17 protein-coding genes are annotated in these 14,915 nt (G+C 57.7%); 9 read left to right on the top strand and 8 right to left on the bottom strand.

All coding sequences use genetic code 11. The features are described 5' to 3' along the window. Positions 1-62: 62 nt before the first annotated feature. A complete protein-coding gene (locus WP12_RS15065; RefSeq protein ID WP_046194501.1) occupies positions 63-548 on the top strand; it encodes a nuclear transport factor 2 family protein in 486 nt (161 codons plus the stop codon). Positions 549-764: 216 nt separating this feature from the next. Here the strand turns inward: WP12_RS15065 and WP12_RS15060 are convergent, their stop codons facing one another. From WP12_RS15060 to WP12_RS15045, 5 genes are all read right to left on the bottom strand, one after another. Then, a complete protein-coding gene (locus WP12_RS15060; RefSeq protein ID WP_046194500.1) occupies positions 765-1,685 on the bottom strand; it encodes a hydroxymethylglutaryl-CoA lyase in 921 nt (306 codons plus the stop codon). Continuing rightward, positions 1,685-2,908: a CaiB/BaiF CoA transferase family protein gene (locus WP12_RS15055; RefSeq protein WP_052730408.1), complete on the bottom strand. Its 1,224-nt coding sequence runs from the start codon at positions 2,906-2,908 to the stop codon at positions 1,685-1,687. The genes WP12_RS15060 and WP12_RS15055 overlap by 1 nt, the downstream gene beginning before the upstream one ends. Before the next feature lie 4 nt (positions 2,909-2,912). After that, entirely contained in the window at positions 2,913-3,269 is a 357-nt protein-coding gene (locus WP12_RS24930) for a hypothetical protein (RefSeq protein WP_152664016.1), read from the bottom strand. Further along, positions 3,241-3,747, bottom strand: a complete 507-nt coding sequence (locus WP12_RS15050; RefSeq protein WP_046194499.1) for a flavin reductase family protein — start codon at positions 3,745-3,747, stop codon at positions 3,241-3,243. Before WP12_RS15050 ends, WP12_RS24930 begins: the two co-directional genes overlap by 29 nt. A 288-nt stretch (positions 3,748-4,035) precedes the next feature. Beyond that, positions 4,036-4,434 carry a putative quinol monooxygenase gene (locus WP12_RS15045; RefSeq protein ID WP_152664015.1) on the bottom strand — a complete coding sequence of 133 codons (399 nt, stop codon included), beginning with the start codon at positions 4,432-4,434 and terminating at the stop codon, positions 4,036-4,038. Positions 4,435-4,866: 432 nt separating this feature from the next. Here WP12_RS15045 and WP12_RS15040 point away from each other — a divergent pair, with 432 nt between their 5' ends. The 5 genes from WP12_RS15040 to WP12_RS15020 all read left to right on the top strand — a co-directional run bounded on the left by WP12_RS15040 (position 4,867) and on the right by WP12_RS15020 (position 10,503). Next, positions 4,867-5,466 carry a carboxymuconolactone decarboxylase family protein gene (locus WP12_RS15040; protein WP_046194497.1) on the top strand — a complete coding sequence of 200 codons (600 nt, stop codon included), beginning with the start codon at positions 4,867-4,869 and terminating at the stop codon, positions 5,464-5,466. 88 nt (positions 5,467-5,554) lie between these two features. Continuing rightward, positions 5,555-5,941 carry an EthD domain-containing protein gene (locus WP12_RS15035; RefSeq protein WP_235399156.1) on the top strand — a complete coding sequence of 129 codons (387 nt, stop codon included), beginning with the start codon at positions 5,555-5,557 and terminating at the stop codon, positions 5,939-5,941. 31 nt (positions 5,942-5,972) lie between these two features. Continuing rightward, positions 5,973-6,353 (top strand): EthD domain-containing protein, encoded by a 381-nt coding sequence (locus WP12_RS15030; RefSeq protein ID WP_046194496.1) that lies wholly within the window; start codon positions 5,973-5,975, stop codon positions 6,351-6,353. A gap of 812 nt (positions 6,354-7,165) precedes the next feature. Then, on the top strand, positions 7,166-9,286 hold the full coding sequence (locus WP12_RS15025; RefSeq protein WP_046194495.1) for a TonB-dependent receptor: 2,121 nt from the start codon (positions 7,166-7,168) through the stop codon (positions 9,284-9,286). Between the two features lie 104 nt (positions 9,287-9,390). Then, entirely contained in the window at positions 9,391-10,503 is a 1,113-nt protein-coding gene (locus WP12_RS15020; RefSeq protein ID WP_046194494.1) for an NADH:flavin oxidoreductase, read from the top strand. Positions 10,504-10,522: 19 nt separating this feature from the next. On the opposite strand, the gene WP12_RS15015 is transcribed toward WP12_RS15020, so the two are convergent. Further along, on the bottom strand, positions 10,523-11,176 hold the full coding sequence (locus WP12_RS15015) for a DsbA family oxidoreductase (RefSeq protein ID WP_046194493.1): 654 nt from the start codon (positions 11,174-11,176) through the stop codon (positions 10,523-10,525). A 182-nt stretch (positions 11,177-11,358) separates the two neighbouring features. Next, a complete protein-coding gene (locus WP12_RS15010) occupies positions 11,359-11,823 on the bottom strand; it encodes a nuclear transport factor 2 family protein (RefSeq protein WP_046194492.1) in 465 nt (154 codons plus the stop codon). 426 nt (positions 11,824-12,249) lie between these two features. Between WP12_RS15010 and WP12_RS15005 the strand changes: the two genes are divergently transcribed. Together WP12_RS15005 and WP12_RS15000 are read left to right on the top strand one after the other, a co-directional pair. Then, positions 12,250-12,840, top strand: coding sequence for a carboxymuconolactone decarboxylase family protein (locus WP12_RS15005; protein ID WP_052730406.1), 591 nt, complete (start codon positions 12,250-12,252; stop codon positions 12,838-12,840). Between the two features lie 63 nt (positions 12,841-12,903). Then, positions 12,904-13,284, top strand: coding sequence for a VOC family protein (locus WP12_RS15000; protein WP_046194491.1), 381 nt, complete (start codon positions 12,904-12,906; stop codon positions 13,282-13,284). 26 nt (positions 13,285-13,310) lie between these two features. Here WP12_RS15000 and WP12_RS14995 read toward each other — a convergent pair whose 3' ends face one another. Beyond that, a complete protein-coding gene (locus WP12_RS14995; protein WP_046194490.1) occupies positions 13,311-13,679 on the bottom strand; it encodes a DUF4286 family protein in 369 nt (122 codons plus the stop codon). A 230-nt stretch (positions 13,680-13,909) separates the two neighbouring features. Between WP12_RS14995 and WP12_RS14990 the strand changes: the two genes are divergently transcribed. Beyond that, complete coding sequence (locus tag WP12_RS14990; protein ID WP_160299225.1) at positions 13,910-14,725, top strand: alpha/beta fold hydrolase; 816 nt, start codon at positions 13,910-13,912, stop codon at positions 14,723-14,725. The last annotated feature ends 190 nt before the right edge of the window (positions 14,726-14,915 follow it).

Below are 14,915 nucleotides of genomic sequence, written 5' to 3'. Positions count from 1 at the left end.
AGGGTATACGCCCTTCATCGCAAGCTTACGCGAACGGTACTGTCTAGTGGAAAGGACGCCTCATGGACGAGGATCGGCTGGAACGGATGGAAAAAGAGATACGCGAGCTCCGCGATCAGCTTGAACTCCGCGAGCTGTTATCGCGTTACGGCTTCACAGCTGATCTTGGCCACGAGCAGGAGTTTTCCGAGCTGTGGACGCAAGATGGAGAATATGACCTTGACGATCTGCAGCTTCGCGGTCGCGAGCAGCTCCACCATCTTGTGAGTGATCCGCAGGGCCTCCATAAACAGGTCGTCGAAAATCGTAGCATGCATATCCCAACGAACATTTTCATCCGGGTGGACGGCGATAGCGCTTGGGCCGAAGCCTATTCGATGATCGTGATCCGCGAGGACGACGGGCGTTACGCAGTCTTCACAGCGGGTTATAATCATTTCGATTTCAAGCGAGTGAACGGCGGCTGGTTAATAAGTCGCCGCCATAGACGAGCAATTGGCGGACCCAAATGGGGAGGCTCCGTGATTTCTGCCCACCTCCAGACTTAGGCGACATTATGAGGGGCAATCAGGCTGATGGGCTTCCGTTTCAGAAAAGTTCGCGAGGTGCATCGTCGTAGATCAGCGTACTATATCGCGCTGGAGCGGGCGAAGGGATTCGAACCCTCGACCCCAACATTGGCAAGGTTGAGTTACGGACTGTTCCCACGGCGCGGACAAGCTGTCCGCTGCGACCCAGCTGCTGATCGCGCACCTTATCGCGCCCTAGGCAATCCCCGTCGCACAACGCTGGCTGTGCAATGCGTTGCGCACGCGGCCACCGGACAGAGCGCCGGCTATGGTCACGCCATCCTCGGCGACATCGAGCAGGCGATCGAGGTCGATCCCGCTCGAAATGCCCATCTTGCCGAACGTCCAGACGACATCTTCGGTGGCGACATTGCCGGTCGCGCCCGGCGCGAAGGGGCAGCCGCCGAGGCCCGCAAAGGAGGAGTCGAATACCCGCGCGCCCGCGTCATGCGCCGCCAGGACGTTAGCGACGCCCAGCCCATAGGTGTCATGGCCATGGAACGCCCAGCTCGGCCCGGCGTGCCGCGCGATCGCGTCGGCGAACAGGGCACGGACGTGGGAAGGCGTGGTGCGGCCGGTGGTGTCGCACAGCGCGATCTCGGCATCGGAGCGGATCGGCACGAGCTGATCGAGCAGCGCGATCACCGCTTGGGGATCGACCGCGCCGTCAAATGGGCAATCGAACGAAGTGGCCAGGTTGAGCCGCAGTCTCGTGCCGGCGGGCAGCCCCGCCACCAGCCGGGCATATTCCTCCACCGAGTCCTGCGTGGTGCGGCGGACATTGTTCATATTGTGCTTTTCGCTGACCGACAGCACGAAGGAAATGAAGGTCGCGCCGGCCTCGATCGCCTTGTCGCAATAGCGCTGGTTGGGCACCAGCACCTGCACTGCCAACCCGGGCAGCGCCTGCGACGCCGTCAGCACCTCTGCCGCATCGGCAAGCTGCGGCACCGCCCGATCACTGACGAACGCCGTAGCCTCCATCCGGCGCACGCCCGCATCATAGAGCCGCGTGACATAATCGATCTTGGTCGCCGTAGGGATCAGCGGTCCGATCGGTTGAAATCCATCGCGCGGGCCGACTTCGACGAGCGTTACGGCATCGTTCGAGACCATCAGATCACTCCTTCTGCACGCAGGTCGGCCACCTCGTCGGCGCCAAGGCCGAGCAGCCCCTGCAGGATTTCGTCATTATGCGCGCCGAGCGCCGGCCCGGCCCAGCGGATCGCCGCGGGTTCGCCGCAAAAATGCGGAACGACCCCGGGTTGCAGCACCGTGCCTCCAAAGAGCGGATCCGCGACCTCGCGGACCATGCCGCGCTCGCGATACTGGGGATCGGCGGCGATATCGGCGGCGTTGTAGACCTTCGAACTCGGAATATCCGCCTCGGCCAGCATCCGGATCAGGGCCTCGCTGTCATGTTGGCGCGACCAGCCGCGAATGAGTTCGTCGAGTTCGAGCGTGTTCTGGACACGCTGCTGATTGCCCGCAAAGCGCGGCACGCCGATCAGATCGGGCCGGCCGATCAACGTCATCAGCTTGGCGAACAACGGCTCCGAATTGGCGGCGATCAGTACGAACCCACCGTCCGAGCCGGGATAGGCATTGGTCGGTGCGGCAGTCGCGATGCCGCCGCCCGCCGGCTGGCGAATCTTGCCGAGCCGGCCATATTCGGGAAGCATGCCCTCCATCAGGCTCAGCACGCTTTCAGTCAGAGCGACGTCGATGCTGCGCGGCTTGCCGTCGCCCTTGGCGCTGTCGCGCTGCCATATCGCCGCGAGCAGGCCGATCACCGCATACATGCCGGCAAGCGAGTCCCCGATACTCACGCCGACGCGCACCGGCGGCAGATCGCTCACGCCGGGCGGCTGATCGGTCAGATAGCGCAAGCCGCCGATCGCCTCGCCGATCACGCCGAAGGCAGCGCGGTCGCGATAAGGCCCGGTCTGCCCATAGCCCGAGATATGCGCAATCACGAGATCGGGCCGCTCGGCCCGCAGGATATCGGGGCCGATGCCCAGCTTGTCGAGTTGCCCTGGGCGGAAATTCTCGACGACCGCATCGCAGCCGCGCACCAGCTTCTTGACGATCTCGGTCGCGCGCGGATGCTTGAGATCGAGCGTCATGCAGCGCTTGTTGCGAGCGTGCACCGACCACCACAGCACATTGCCATCGACCTGCTCGCCCCAATGGCGCGCCGGATCGCCACTGCGCGGCTCGATCTTGATCACATCGGCGCCGAGATCGGCGAGGAGGCGCGTCGCGAACGGCGCCGCCACGAAATGCCCTATCTCGAGCACTCGAAGGCCGGCCAGCGGAAAGGCATCTCCGATCATCATAGGGTTAAACCTTCTCTTTCTCTCGTAGCATCGGGCGTCGTTCGGCATCGAGTGCGATGCAAAGGTCGGCCCGCCCCGGCATCTCGGCCAGGATATGTTGGGTGATCCGCTGATAATGCTGGATGAAGCGCTCGATCCCGGCATCGTCGAGAGTGGCGGCGAGGCCTTTTCCTTCGGCGACGAGCGATGCGCGCAGCGCGCGCTCCTGCGCACTACCTCCGGCGTATTTGAAGCTGATAAGATCGTGGGCTAATAGCGACAGAATCTCCCAAAATTTCCAAGCGTACAGGTAACCGTTATCGGCACTGGCCTGTCGTAGTTCTGGCGACGCGCTAAATTCTTGAAGGGGCGAAACTGCCATAGCCTCCACGAAAAAATAACAAGGGCTGACCCGGGCGCACGATGTCGAGCTCTTGGACCCGGCCAAGCACGACATAATGGTCGCCCGCCTCGTAGACCTTTTCCAGGCTGCAATCGATCCATGCCAACACATCATCGAGCACAGGCGAACCGTTCGCTGACACCCTATGAGATAGACCGGCGAACTTGTCCTCTCCTTTGGCGGAAAAGCGCCGGCAAAGATCCACTTGGTCGCTCGCCAGGACGTTGACGCAGAATTTTGCCGCACGTTCGATGTCCAGCCAACTGGTCGATGAGACGTCCGGAAAAAAGCCGACAAGCGGAGGGGACAGCGATACCGATGTGAACGATCCCACCACCATAGCGGCGCGGCGGCCATCGGGCAGCGCGGCCGTCACGACGCAAACACCCGTCGGATAATGGCCTAGCACTCGCCGATAGACCGCAGCGTCGATCACCGGATCTATGGTGACGGTCATCTGCCTGCTCCATGTTTAGAATAGTGATCTATGCTGCACTCTTTGCGGATAGTAATATTAGTGATCGGAGACGGAGAAGCTGTCTTCCAACTGGGCTAATCACCTCATTTTGCAGGTAACATAGGCTATCGATCGCGTTGCAAATGCTCTGCGGCAGGGAACTTTGCACCAGCAGCACGTCGCGCTCCGGCAATATGATTGCGAGCTGCACAAAGCTCGTTGTGGCCCGCCGCAAATCGGCAAAGTCTCCTCTTCTGCTTCGCTTGCGAGCCCGATACCGTGATGCCATTACAGAAACAGGGTCGTAGGGAAGTCTCGGCCGGGATGATGCTCCGATGGACCAACCGGAAACGCGTCGAATATCGCGCGATCCCGATCCAAACCGCTCAGCAGCCGGAGCGTCATGGGCTCCACGCAGCAATCCACCAATGCCGAAAACCCTTTCTCGAACCTTGGGTCCGCGCGCACCCGGTCAGTCGCTTCCTCGCTTTTCCAAGATTCGAGTATGTAGAGTTCGTTCGGCGCCCGTCCGTAGCCGCAATAAAGAAAGTTCATTTCATTTTTTATCGCAGGCAAAAATATGCTCCACAATGCTCTGGCGTTCGCAATAAATTCATCGTGCCGGGCGGGATCGAGGGCAAATCTGCAAATGAAAGCGGTCGAACCGGTGATGGGGTCTGAGCTCATAATCAACCATCCATAACATGCGGCGCCGAGGCCGACGGAGTTGACACACGGCCGCCGGTCCCATTCGTCGCCCTCTGCGACTATCCCTATCGGGTCACGATCGGTGGTTCGGCCGTCACCAGCCGGCGCGCAGCTCTGCCGACCATGATCGCAGATTATCGACCATATGCGCCGAATAGCGCGACCGGCCTCGAAATCGTTGCTACAGCTAAGCCCTCCCGCATATGAGTCAAATAACATAACCACATGAGCCCATTAAGAATGAACATATCTTCCGATATTCAGCGCAATATATCTATGTTAATACCGACACTTCAAAGAATCTTTGACCATATTGGCAATTCTGGCCGTAAGGTAGCGACCAGCGTGGCTTGTTGACCTAGGCCGAATGACTCGTTACCTTCTTAATTCTTGAAGATAAGGGAACTCTCAATGTCCCGTGGTGTGATACAGCCTATTGCGCTGGATGATCTTCCCCTCACCTATCGGGAATCCGCCGATATGATGAATCGACTGGTGGGTGATTCCACGACTATCCAAGTCCTGGCGCACAGTCCTGCTTCGGTAGATTTCTATTTCACCGATTTCTATGAGCAGATGTTCTATAACAAGCGCCCCGATCTCAAGGTCGATGTTGGGATAAAGCAGCTCATTCGACTGCGCCTTTCAAAGCGCCACGGCTGCGCTCTTTGCAACCGTGCGAATGAAGAAGAAGTCCGGCTTCTGGGCTTTACCGAGAAGCAGATCGGTGCCTTGTTCGACCTCGAACCCGATCCTACTGAATTTACGGAGCTGGAACGGGCGGTCATCGACTGGGCCGACCAGATGCTATTCAGCAACGCGGACGGGCGGCTGGATGCTGCGTTGTACGAGCGATTGCGTCGGTATTTTTCAAATGAACAGATTGTCGAGATGGCCATGGTGACAGCTATCCTTGTCGGAGCCACCAAGATGACGTTCGTACTCGACATAGTGCCACGCGAGGCAACGTGCAGTTTGACCGACCGAGCCTCCATTCCGCAGCTCGCATAAATTGCCGATCTCGCCGGTCTTTGGCCATCTGATGGACCCACCGAAAAAAGGGCGCGTCGTCGACAAAGGAGCATCGCATTTGATCAAGATGGTCGTTGCCGTATGGCGCAAACCGGGCATGAGCCAGGAAGACTTTGAAAGCCGCTGGTTCGTAGATCATGGCGCTTTGGTCCGGGAATATGGGCCGGCGATGGGATTCGTGCGCTATATTCAAAGTCACAAGGTTGCGTCACCCGCGATCGATGCGCTCGCAGAAGGCCGTGGCTGGGGCGAACCTCCGGATGGCCTTACCGAAATATGGTGGGAAAGCGTGGATCAGATGAATATTGCGCTCGGATCGCTGGAGGGGCAGGCCGCGAGCAAGCTGCTTGCAGAGGATGAAGTCCACTTCATTGAGTCGACGCGGATTACGGGATTTCTGTCAACGGAGAAGGTAGTGTTTGATTTCACGGGCAAAACCGCCCCAAGCACATGACATCGTCGACATGTCTTTAAAGGAGAGCGGCATGAAGGTGATTTTCACGGTCCAGCGGAAAGAGGGGTTATCCTACGCCGCATTCAAGGAATATTATGAAAATCATCATGCGCCGTTGATTACGCGGCTGCTGCCTTACTTCTGCGATTATACGAGAAACTATATCGGAGAAGATGAAAAGGGCGCACCGGCGCATCTCGACGGCACGGCTATGGAGCCGGGCTTTGACGTTATCACCGAGATCGCCTTTTCTCATCGCGAAGACTATGAAAAAATGCTGACCTCGATAAGCGATCCCGTAATCGGAAACCAAATTGCTGAAGATGAAGATAAATTTGTTCGTCGAGGCAGCATCGCGATGTACATTGTCGACGAGCGTAAAACGCCTGCAGATCAACTTCGTCCGCGCTGATGGGCTCCGTCAGAGCGGGACGCGGCTCTGGCTCTAATTTCTGGACCCGTTCCTTTACCCTATGTCCCCATGCCATCTAAATGAAATAGAGAATTCTATCCATGCCAGGACTGTATGGCCTGATTAGGAAATGATATTTGACGGCGTCGTGTCCGCTATTGCACTCTCAAGAACAATAATGCTGCCGGTTCTGAATATCGGACATGTATAATTATAAAATAGGGAAAGGTCTGCTTGAGGAACGCGCCAGGATGACGTCCCTTCCTTGGACCGAAAAACCCATTGGGGAGACAGGATTGCACATACTACGGAGATTATCGAGCGACTGGCTTAGCGTGAGATTGCCGTGTGAGGGCACCTGCTTCAATCGATGGCGACACGTCGCTCGCCAATGGAAGGCGAAGCGGCAACTGACGTCGCGCTAACAAGAATATCACAGCGCCAATGCGATAGAGCCACGCGGCAGTGCTCGCTGGCGGCCTGCGTAACGTGGCCGCTGTGGTCTCGCTCACATCACGGCGCAGCCTGATTCAAACATCATCGGCCGAGCCGACGACATGGCCGGCCGGTACATGTAATAACGAATAATCATATAATAAAACACTGTTTTTAAATATAATGTGGAGGGTGAAGGCATGTATAAGGGCAAAGCTGGTTGGGTTTGTAGCTGCTCGTGGATGGCCGTTCTGCTTGCGGCTCCCGCGTATGCGCAGAGTGCGCCGACGATACCGAGCCCGATCACGGCCGATGACTCCTCCGGACTTGAAGACATCATTGTTACGGCGCAAAAACGAAGTGAGCGACTTCAGAATGTGCCGATCACAGTGAATGCCATCGGCGGCGATATCCTGGCGCGGGCCAATATCAATATGCAGCAGGCCTTGCCACAGATTGCGCCGAATATCTCCATCAACGCTTTCGCGACCTATGTTTCGCCATTCATCCGCGGCATCGGCTCAAAGATCGTCAATATCGGCCTCGATTCTTCGAGCTCGGTCTATCTGGACGATCAATATATGGCGCGCGCGTCGAGCGGGCTGTTTGCCTTTAGCGACGTCGAGCGGATCGAAGTTTTGAAAGGTCCTCAGGGCACCCTATATGGGCGGAACGCGGTTGGTGGCGCGATCCGCATCATCACCAACGATCCCAAGCCCGATTTTTCAGCAAAAGGCGCGGTTGCTTATGGCCGGTTCGACCGAAAGATGGCGGAAGGAACGGTCAATATTCCCCTGACGTCGACACTCGCCATGCGTGTTACCGGAAATCTCGATACGCATGATGGCTACGTCAAGAACATCAATCCGGCCTTTCCCGCGGGACAGAACCGCAACATGAAGGTCGCCCTGGGCAAGCTGCTGTGGAAGCCCGACGACAGGATCACCGTCTTGCTGCGCGGCGATTATTCCTGGAAGCGGGATTTCGCCGACAATACCTTCTTGGCACTGGATCAAACGGCGCCGGGCAATGTCGGTGTTGCGTTGGGCGGCCAAGTGCAGACAGGCTTCTATACTTATGCAAGCGGCCTGTCGCGAGACAAAAGCTATCAGGGAAAGAGCGTGTCCCGAGGCACCGAACTCCGCGCCGATTATGATTTTGGTCCCGTAGTGCTTTCGTCGATCACGACATATCGGCATAGCGATAATGAAGCTAAAGCCGATCTCGATGCTACAAGTTTTCTGGTACTCGATGGCTCCGCGACCGTCGATTTCTCGAAAGCCTTCACCCAGGAAGTTCAAGCGGTATCGAGCATCGACGGACCATTTTCGTACACCGCCGGTCTTTTCTACTTCCATGAGCGCGGCGCCTACGGCTTCTGTATCATGGGCCCGGGCGTGCTGGGCGTCGGCACGTCGCTATGCGGGGAGCAGGGTACTCGGACGCGCTCGATCGCACCCTATGGCGAGGCCAGCTATGCCGTCAGCGATGCGATAAAGCTCACGCTCGGCGCGCGCTACACGATCGAGAAGAAGTTTCTCGATTATAACGTGATTTACACCGGGCCGTCCCGAACCACCGAAGATGTCAATCCTGACCCGCGCTCGGCCTCCACGACGATCGAGCCCAGCGACACATTATCGTTCAAGCGTTTCACGCCGAAGGTGACGCTGAGCTACAAGGCGTCTGAAAGCTTCCTGAGCTATGCCACCTTCACCAAGGGCTTCAAGAGTGGCGGCTTCAACATCCCGGCGATCGCCGCGCCTGTCAGCCGCGTGAAGCCCGAGGATTTGCGGTCCTTTGAAGCCGGTTTCAAATATTCGTCTTCGAAGGTCCGATTCAACGCCGCGGCATTCCACTACAAACAGAGCGATCTGCAGGTTTCGACGATCAACGCCGCGACCGGCGCGACGACCGTCGAGAATGCCGGCAAGGCGACGATCTATGGCCTAGAGGGTGACGGCGACTGGGCATTGTCGCGGCGCCTCACGCTGGGCGGCAGCGCCGGTTGGGTGCATGGGACATTCGATCAATATATCGGCACATCCTATGTGTTGTCGGCGTCTCTGCCGGCATGCGCGGCGGCGGGCGGGCTCGGTGCCAGTGCGCCGTCTCCCGCGGCCTGCCTCGGCTATTCGGCCGTCAGCGGCAATTTCAAGGGTAAGCGTATTCCCAATACCCCCCGGTTCACCGGGAATGCGCGCATAGCCTATGAGGTGCCGCTGGGAGACGCAGGCAATCTGAAATTCGGCGCCAACGCGGCCTATGCGAGCAGGGTCATGCAGACCGCCGACAATCTGCTGTCGCTGCATCCCACCTGGCTCGTCAGCGCGAACGCTACCTGGACATCGTCGCAGGAGCGCATCTTCGTCACTCTCTTCGGTACCAACCTTACGGGTGAGCATTACACCACCGATCAGGCGCAAAGTTCGACAGGTGGCTATCTCACGGTCGGACGACCGCGCGAATGGGGGGTACGACTGGGCTTCAAGTTCTAACCCGCGCCCGGGCGGTTCGCAGATATGCCGGGATGGCAAGGCATATTGCTCGCCATCCCGGCATAGCCGTGACCACGCGCACAATATGAATTCGGGGAGTTAAGATGAATCTGCTGCACGCGCTGGAACAGCCTTTCCGATATAAGTCGCTGCACTTGAAAAACCGGTTCGTCATGTCACCGATGACCCGATATTCCGCCCCAATGGGCATCCCGACAGATGACGTGGCGGCTTATTATCGCCGTCGGGCTGAAGGCGGTGTCGGGTTGATCATCACCGAGGGGCTCGGCATCGATCGCACCGCCTCGCGCGCGATATCCACCGTCCCCAACTTCTATGGGGAGGAGCCGCTTGGCGCGTGGAAGCGCATTCTCGATGGTGTGCAGTTGGCAGGGGCCACTATGGCGCCCCAATTCTGGCATGTCGGTGGGGTACCCGACTTCAATTTCCCCGACGAACCGCCGGCGGCATTGGAAAGCCCCTCGGGGCTCATTGGCCCGAACGTCGCGGGCGGGCGACTCATGACCGAGGAAGATGTCGCAGATGTCATATCTTCCTACTGCCGTGCCGCCGCCGACGCCCGGCGCCTGGGCTTCAACGCTGCCGAGATTCACGCCGCTCATGGCTATCTGGTCGATCAGTTCTTCTGGAGCGAAACCAATAGGCGCAATGGCCGCTATGGGGGAGCGACGCTACGCGAACGCGCGCGATTTGGCGCCGATATATATCGGGCGATGAGAAGCGCCGTGGGCGATGACTTCGTTCTGATGATGCGTATTTCTCAATGGAAAACAGGTTTTTACAACGTCCGCATGGCATCGACGCCTTCAGAATTGGAAGGGTGGCTGGAGCCGCTCGTAGACGCCGGCGTGGATATCTTCGATTGCTCGCAGCGGCGCTTCTGGGAGCCCGAATTTGAAGGCTCCGATCTCAATTTTGCCGGGTGGGTGAAGAAATTGACCGGCCAGCCGACGATTACCGTGGGTTCGGTGGGCCTGGACCGCGATCTGTTCGCCGATGTCGAACAGGGCGGCGAGTCACACCCGCACCTTGCCTCGCTCAGGGAGTTGTCGCGACGCTATGAAAGAGGCGACTTCGATCTGGTTGCAATGGGCCGTGTGCTGCTGGCTGACCCGGAGTGGTTGAATAAGGTCCGAACAGATCGGTGTGACGAGCTTATTCCTTATTCAAGCAAGGTCTTGGAAACCCTGTTCTGACGATATTGCGGCTGTGGCCTCAAAGGTCGGCCGCGATGTTACGGAGCGCTGCCTCATATGCTTCCGGCAATTGTCCGCCCGAGATGAGAAAGCGGTCATTGACGATAACGGCGGGTATGGTTGTGATGCCGCGTTGCCGCCACTGGCGCTCCAGCGCCCGAACGTCGTCGGCATAGCGCTCCGACGCCAGCAGCGCACCAGCCTCGTGGCGGTCGAGGCCCGATGCTTCCGCGGCATCCATCAATATATCGTGGTTCGAAGGGTCTAGCGCACGCGTGAAATATGCCTCGAACAGGGCATGTTTCAACGCTCTCTGTTGATCGCAGCCAATCAGGGCCGCCCAGTAGAGCAAGCGGTGCGCATCGAACGTATTGTAGATGCGGCTGTCTTCCGATGTGGCAATCGTGAATCCGAGCTCCGCGGCGCGCGATTGAACCATAGCGCGCATCGGCGCCGATTGCTGCGCGGTGGCGCCATGTTTTCGCGCAAGATGTTCGATGACATTCTCTCCGCCCGCCGGCATCGTCGGGTTCAGCTCAAAGGGCTGGAAGCGAATGTCCGCCGTGACGACGTCTTTGGAACGAGCCAAGGCGCGCTCGAGCCCGATCGCGCCGATGAGGCACCACGGACAGGAGACGTCCGAAATAAAATCAATTTTCAGCGACGGGGTCATGATGCCTCACAAGAAAATACCACGCTGCCATGAGCGAAAGGGTGATAGTCATATGGCGTCCAGGCTGGTCCGGTCGTAAATTCATCGGTGCACGGTGTTGCGGGCCCCGGCAGCATCAATGGCACAGGATATGACGACATATGATCTTTCGCGACAAGCATCCGCGAGGACACAGGCCGTTCTTAAATCACGGTAACGGGTGCCAGCTTTACCTCCAGCCGTAGCCGGGTGAGCTTCATGGATTTAAACAGCCATATGCCGTCCCTGCGAATATAGGTCTCGTGATAATGGCCGGCGCCGTGGATCTCACTGGCGCCGCGGATTCCCGGCACTCCAGGGGGGAAGTATATGCGGTCTTCCATGGCCCAGATGGCTTGGGCGGTATTCAGAGAGAGTATCTCGATCTCGGCCATATGCCCGTGATGTATCGAAACGCCGCCCGTAAACGCCGCCTCGACCGCTCGCATGAATTGGCCGATGGGCATCGGTTCCGGATCGGTTTCCGGAAACAGCAATATGGCGTCGTCGACGAACAGCGTCCGTAACTCCTGCCACTGCTGCGTATCCACCCATCGGAAGTAGCGCGCCTTCAGATGTTTGATATCTTCAACCGCTTCGAGGCGCTGGAGCCTATCCACGTTATTCATATGCTTCGAAGCCACCGGGCGGATCGCGCAGCAGTCCGACACTGATCAGGACACATGACAAGCCCATTCTTTCACAAGTTGCTGGATCACGGGCGCCCCCTCCGAAGTCAAACATCTATCTCACGTAAATATTGGAGCGCAATATTAAAAATACTTTTCCTTGAGAGGCCAATTCACGAAGGAAATGCCGACCTCTCATTCGGACATGCTATTGCGCAATGATGATAAGTAATTAGACGCTTGGCCGGCGCCCCATTTATCCTGCCCACTCAATAGATCGGGCAGAGCTCTCCAGAAATTGCGCGGCTGGGCAGCAGTGATCGGCACGGGCCGGATAGGGCGGCACGGGCTTCCTGAGACGCATCATGGGCCGTTTTGGTCAGCTGCACTGCTGGCGAAATATCCCCTTCAGGACAGGACGGCACGATGAGTCGGATAGCCAAGATAGACCTTTCCAACTGGGATGCGGACCTGCGCGCGACGATAGGAGCAGACGCATTGCCGCCCATTGCGAGGTCGGTTTTCAACATCCTTGCGCATCGACCCAATATTGCAAAAGCATTTGCCGCCCTGTTCAGCGCATTCAAGGCTGACCAGACTCTTCCTGATCGTCTGGTCGAACTGGTCAGGCTGCGCATGGCATTTCACAATCAATGCCGTACCTGCATGGCTATTCGATATCAGGACGGTATCGACGACGGGGTAACAGAGGATCTCGTCTGCTCGCTCGAAAAGCCCACGGAAGCTCCCGATCTTTCGGCGGCCGAGCGCGCGGCACTGGCCTATACCGATCGGTTTCTGACCGACCATCTGAGCATCAACGACTCTCACATGAACAATTTGCGCGAACATTTTACGGAGGGCCAACTTGTCGAGTTGAACTTCTGGCTGGCGATGGGCGGATTTGGCAGGATGGCAGCGGTGTTCGACATGCTGGAAGATCTTCCCGCTCATTTTCAAGAAACGACGTCGGACCATCTGGCTCCCTGGTCGTCGCCGCATGTCGTCGTTGGATGACATTTTCCGCTGCGGATTCCAGCACGGCCACTGACCGTGCGAAACAGATTTAAGGAGAAAATTATGAGCGTGTTCACCCACACCGTCGTTGGAACCAACGATCTCGAGAAGTCACGCAGCTTCTATGACAAGGTGCTTGGGGCGCTCGGCCTGAAGCGCTTGTTCGATGGCGACACCCGTTCTGCGTGGGGCGCCGATCAACCAGCCTTGCTCGTCACCTATCCAATTAACGGTCAACCAGCGACCAGTGCCAATGGCGGCACGATCGGCTTTGCCGCGCCCAGTCGGAAGGCTGTCGACAGCTTTCACGCCCACGCGCTGGCCAATGGCGGCATTTGCGAAGGCCCTCCGGGTCTGCGTGATTTCGTCCCCAACGCCTATGGAGCCTATATCCGCGACCCGGATGGCAACAAATTCTGCGCCTTTTGCTACGCTGCCGAATGACCCGAGCAGGCACCCAGACGAGCCCGCTATTTTTGGACCACCCCGGTAATCGGCTTGAGTACGATCAACCTGGTCTCGGCCAAATTCAACGAACCCGAAATCAGAATTTCGCCGGTGGCCATTTTCTTTTCGAGCGCGGCAAAGGTCGCCCAGGGATCGGAATTCTCGATCTCGTAGATGGCGGCATAGCGCCAGTTTGGCGCCTTTAAATCAGCAGCAGCATCCTTGGCGTTATCGACCATCGTAAAGCGTTGCGCGGCGACGAACCCATCGACAGACAAAACATCCCCAAGATGTTGATCTGAATACCAGGCGTTGAACTCTTCCTCGCGACCGGTGACCGGATTACTCAATACGAGCAGCTTATACTGATCGTCGGGTGATTCATCGGGCATTAAATTGGCCTCCTCTGCCTATAGCGTGATTACGATGCGTAGCGTTATCACGCAATCTCGAAAAAGAACAATTACTCCATGCATAATTCCTATACCGTTATTATCCGTTATTATTGGACCATGTAAGATCAGGCTTATAACGACTTACAACTGCACATTATCCGGTTCGAACACCGCCCGGATCAGATGGATAAATTTGCCGAACCATGAAAGATCATTTTCGGACTGCCGTGATCGATGGCCTGGATACGGGCTATTATGAAGCGGGTTCGGGGCCTACGGTGGTGTTGCTACATGGTGGCGAACATGGCTCGAGCGCCGAACTGACTTGGGAATTCAACTTCCATGCGCTTGCCGGGGGGTTCCACGTCATCGCGCCTGATTGGCTCGGTTTCGGTACGACCGCCAAGGTGCATGATTTCGAGCTGGGAGCGCAACGGCGCCTTGCCCACATGCAGCGCTTCCTGGCCTACAAGGAGATCGACAAGGCGGATCTCATCGGCTGTTCCATGGGCGGAGCACTTGCTGTCCGCGCGCTCTCGGCAGATTCGCGCAGTCTCCCGGCACGATCATTGGTGTTGATCGGCTCGGGAGGAAACGCTCCCGACAACATATTTCGCCGTGCGCTGCTCGACTATGATTGCACCATATCAGGCATGCGGAAAATCGTCGAAGCTCTGATCCACGACCCCTCCTGGTCGCGGAATGACGCATATGTCGAGCGGCGTTTCCGAAGCAGTATCGAGCCTGGGGCATGGGAGTGCTCGGCAGCGGCCCGCTTTAAAAATCCCCTGGTCAGCGTTCGATCAGAGTTCGGCCAGGTCGATACGACGCGGTATGAAAATATCGATATCCCCGTCCTCGTCATAGGAGGCGAATTCGATGTGCTGAAAGAGCCTGGATACGCGCCCCACTTGGCCCGGCGGTTTCCAAGGGGAGAGGCCTATACCGTCCCCAACGCCGGGCATCTCTCGAATATCGAACAGGCCGATGAGGTGAATGGCAACATCATCGCGTTTCTGCGGCGCGTGAATGGCAACAGCTGATCATGACGTAGGCGGGCATAACGTCACACCGGATGATCAAATCCTTGTCGATCAGACATCTGACTAGGGTCCGGACCCATAAATGGGATTCCCACGGCGGCTCGGATGTGATTCAGGCTCTGCGACAGCAGGAGCGTGGATTTGAGCGAGTTTTGGTTGAGTGAACAGCAGTTCGAGCGGCTTCGGCCAT

Source organism: Sphingomonas sp. SRS2 (assembly GCF_000971055.1).
Lineage (GTDB): Bacteria > Pseudomonadota > Alphaproteobacteria > Sphingomonadales > Sphingomonadaceae > Rhizorhabdus.
This window is presented reverse-complemented; position numbering and strand designations above follow the sequence as displayed.

What these genes read in the sequence shown, in the direction of transcription:
- WP12_RS15065 (WP_046194501.1), top strand. Translation starts at nt 63, where the DNA reads ATGGACGAGGATCGGCTGGAACGGATGGAAAAAGAGATACGCGAGCTC.
- WP12_RS15060 (WP_046194500.1), bottom strand. Translation starts at nt 1,685, where the DNA reads ATGGTCTCGAACGATGCCGTAACGCTCGTCGAAGTCGGCCCGCGCGAT.
- WP12_RS15055 (WP_052730408.1), bottom strand. Translation starts at nt 2,908, where the DNA reads ATGATGATCGGAGATGCCTTTCCGCTGGCCGGCCTTCGAGTGCTCGAG.
- WP12_RS24930 (WP_152664016.1), bottom strand. Translation starts at nt 3,269, where the DNA reads ATGGCAGTTTCGCCCCTTCAAGAATTTAGCGCGTCGCCAGAACTACGA.
- WP12_RS15050 (WP_046194499.1), bottom strand. Translation starts at nt 3,747, where the DNA reads ATGACCGTCACCATAGATCCGGTGATCGACGCTGCGGTCTATCGGCGA.
- WP12_RS15045 (WP_152664015.1), bottom strand. Translation starts at nt 4,434, where the DNA reads ATGAGCTCAGACCCCATCACCGGTTCGACCGCTTTCATTTGCAGATTT.
- WP12_RS15040 (WP_046194497.1), top strand. Translation starts at nt 4,867, where the DNA reads ATGTCCCGTGGTGTGATACAGCCTATTGCGCTGGATGATCTTCCCCTC.
- WP12_RS15035 (WP_235399156.1), top strand. Translation starts at nt 5,555, where the DNA reads ATGGTCGTTGCCGTATGGCGCAAACCGGGCATGAGCCAGGAAGACTTT.
- WP12_RS15030 (WP_046194496.1), top strand. Translation starts at nt 5,973, where the DNA reads ATGAAGGTGATTTTCACGGTCCAGCGGAAAGAGGGGTTATCCTACGCC.
- WP12_RS15020 (WP_046194494.1), top strand. Translation starts at nt 9,391, where the DNA reads ATGAATCTGCTGCACGCGCTGGAACAGCCTTTCCGATATAAGTCGCTG.
- WP12_RS15015 (WP_046194493.1), bottom strand. Translation starts at nt 11,176, where the DNA reads ATGACCCCGTCGCTGAAAATTGATTTTATTTCGGACGTCTCCTGTCCG.
- WP12_RS15010 (WP_046194492.1), bottom strand. Translation starts at nt 11,823, where the DNA reads ATGAATAACGTGGATAGGCTCCAGCGCCTCGAAGCGGTTGAAGATATC.
- WP12_RS15005 (WP_052730406.1), top strand. Translation starts at nt 12,250, where the DNA reads ATGAGTCGGATAGCCAAGATAGACCTTTCCAACTGGGATGCGGACCTG.
- WP12_RS15000 (WP_046194491.1), top strand. Translation starts at nt 12,904, where the DNA reads ATGAGCGTGTTCACCCACACCGTCGTTGGAACCAACGATCTCGAGAAG.
- WP12_RS14995 (WP_046194490.1), bottom strand. Translation starts at nt 13,679, where the DNA reads ATGCCCGATGAATCACCCGACGATCAGTATAAGCTGCTCGTATTGAGT.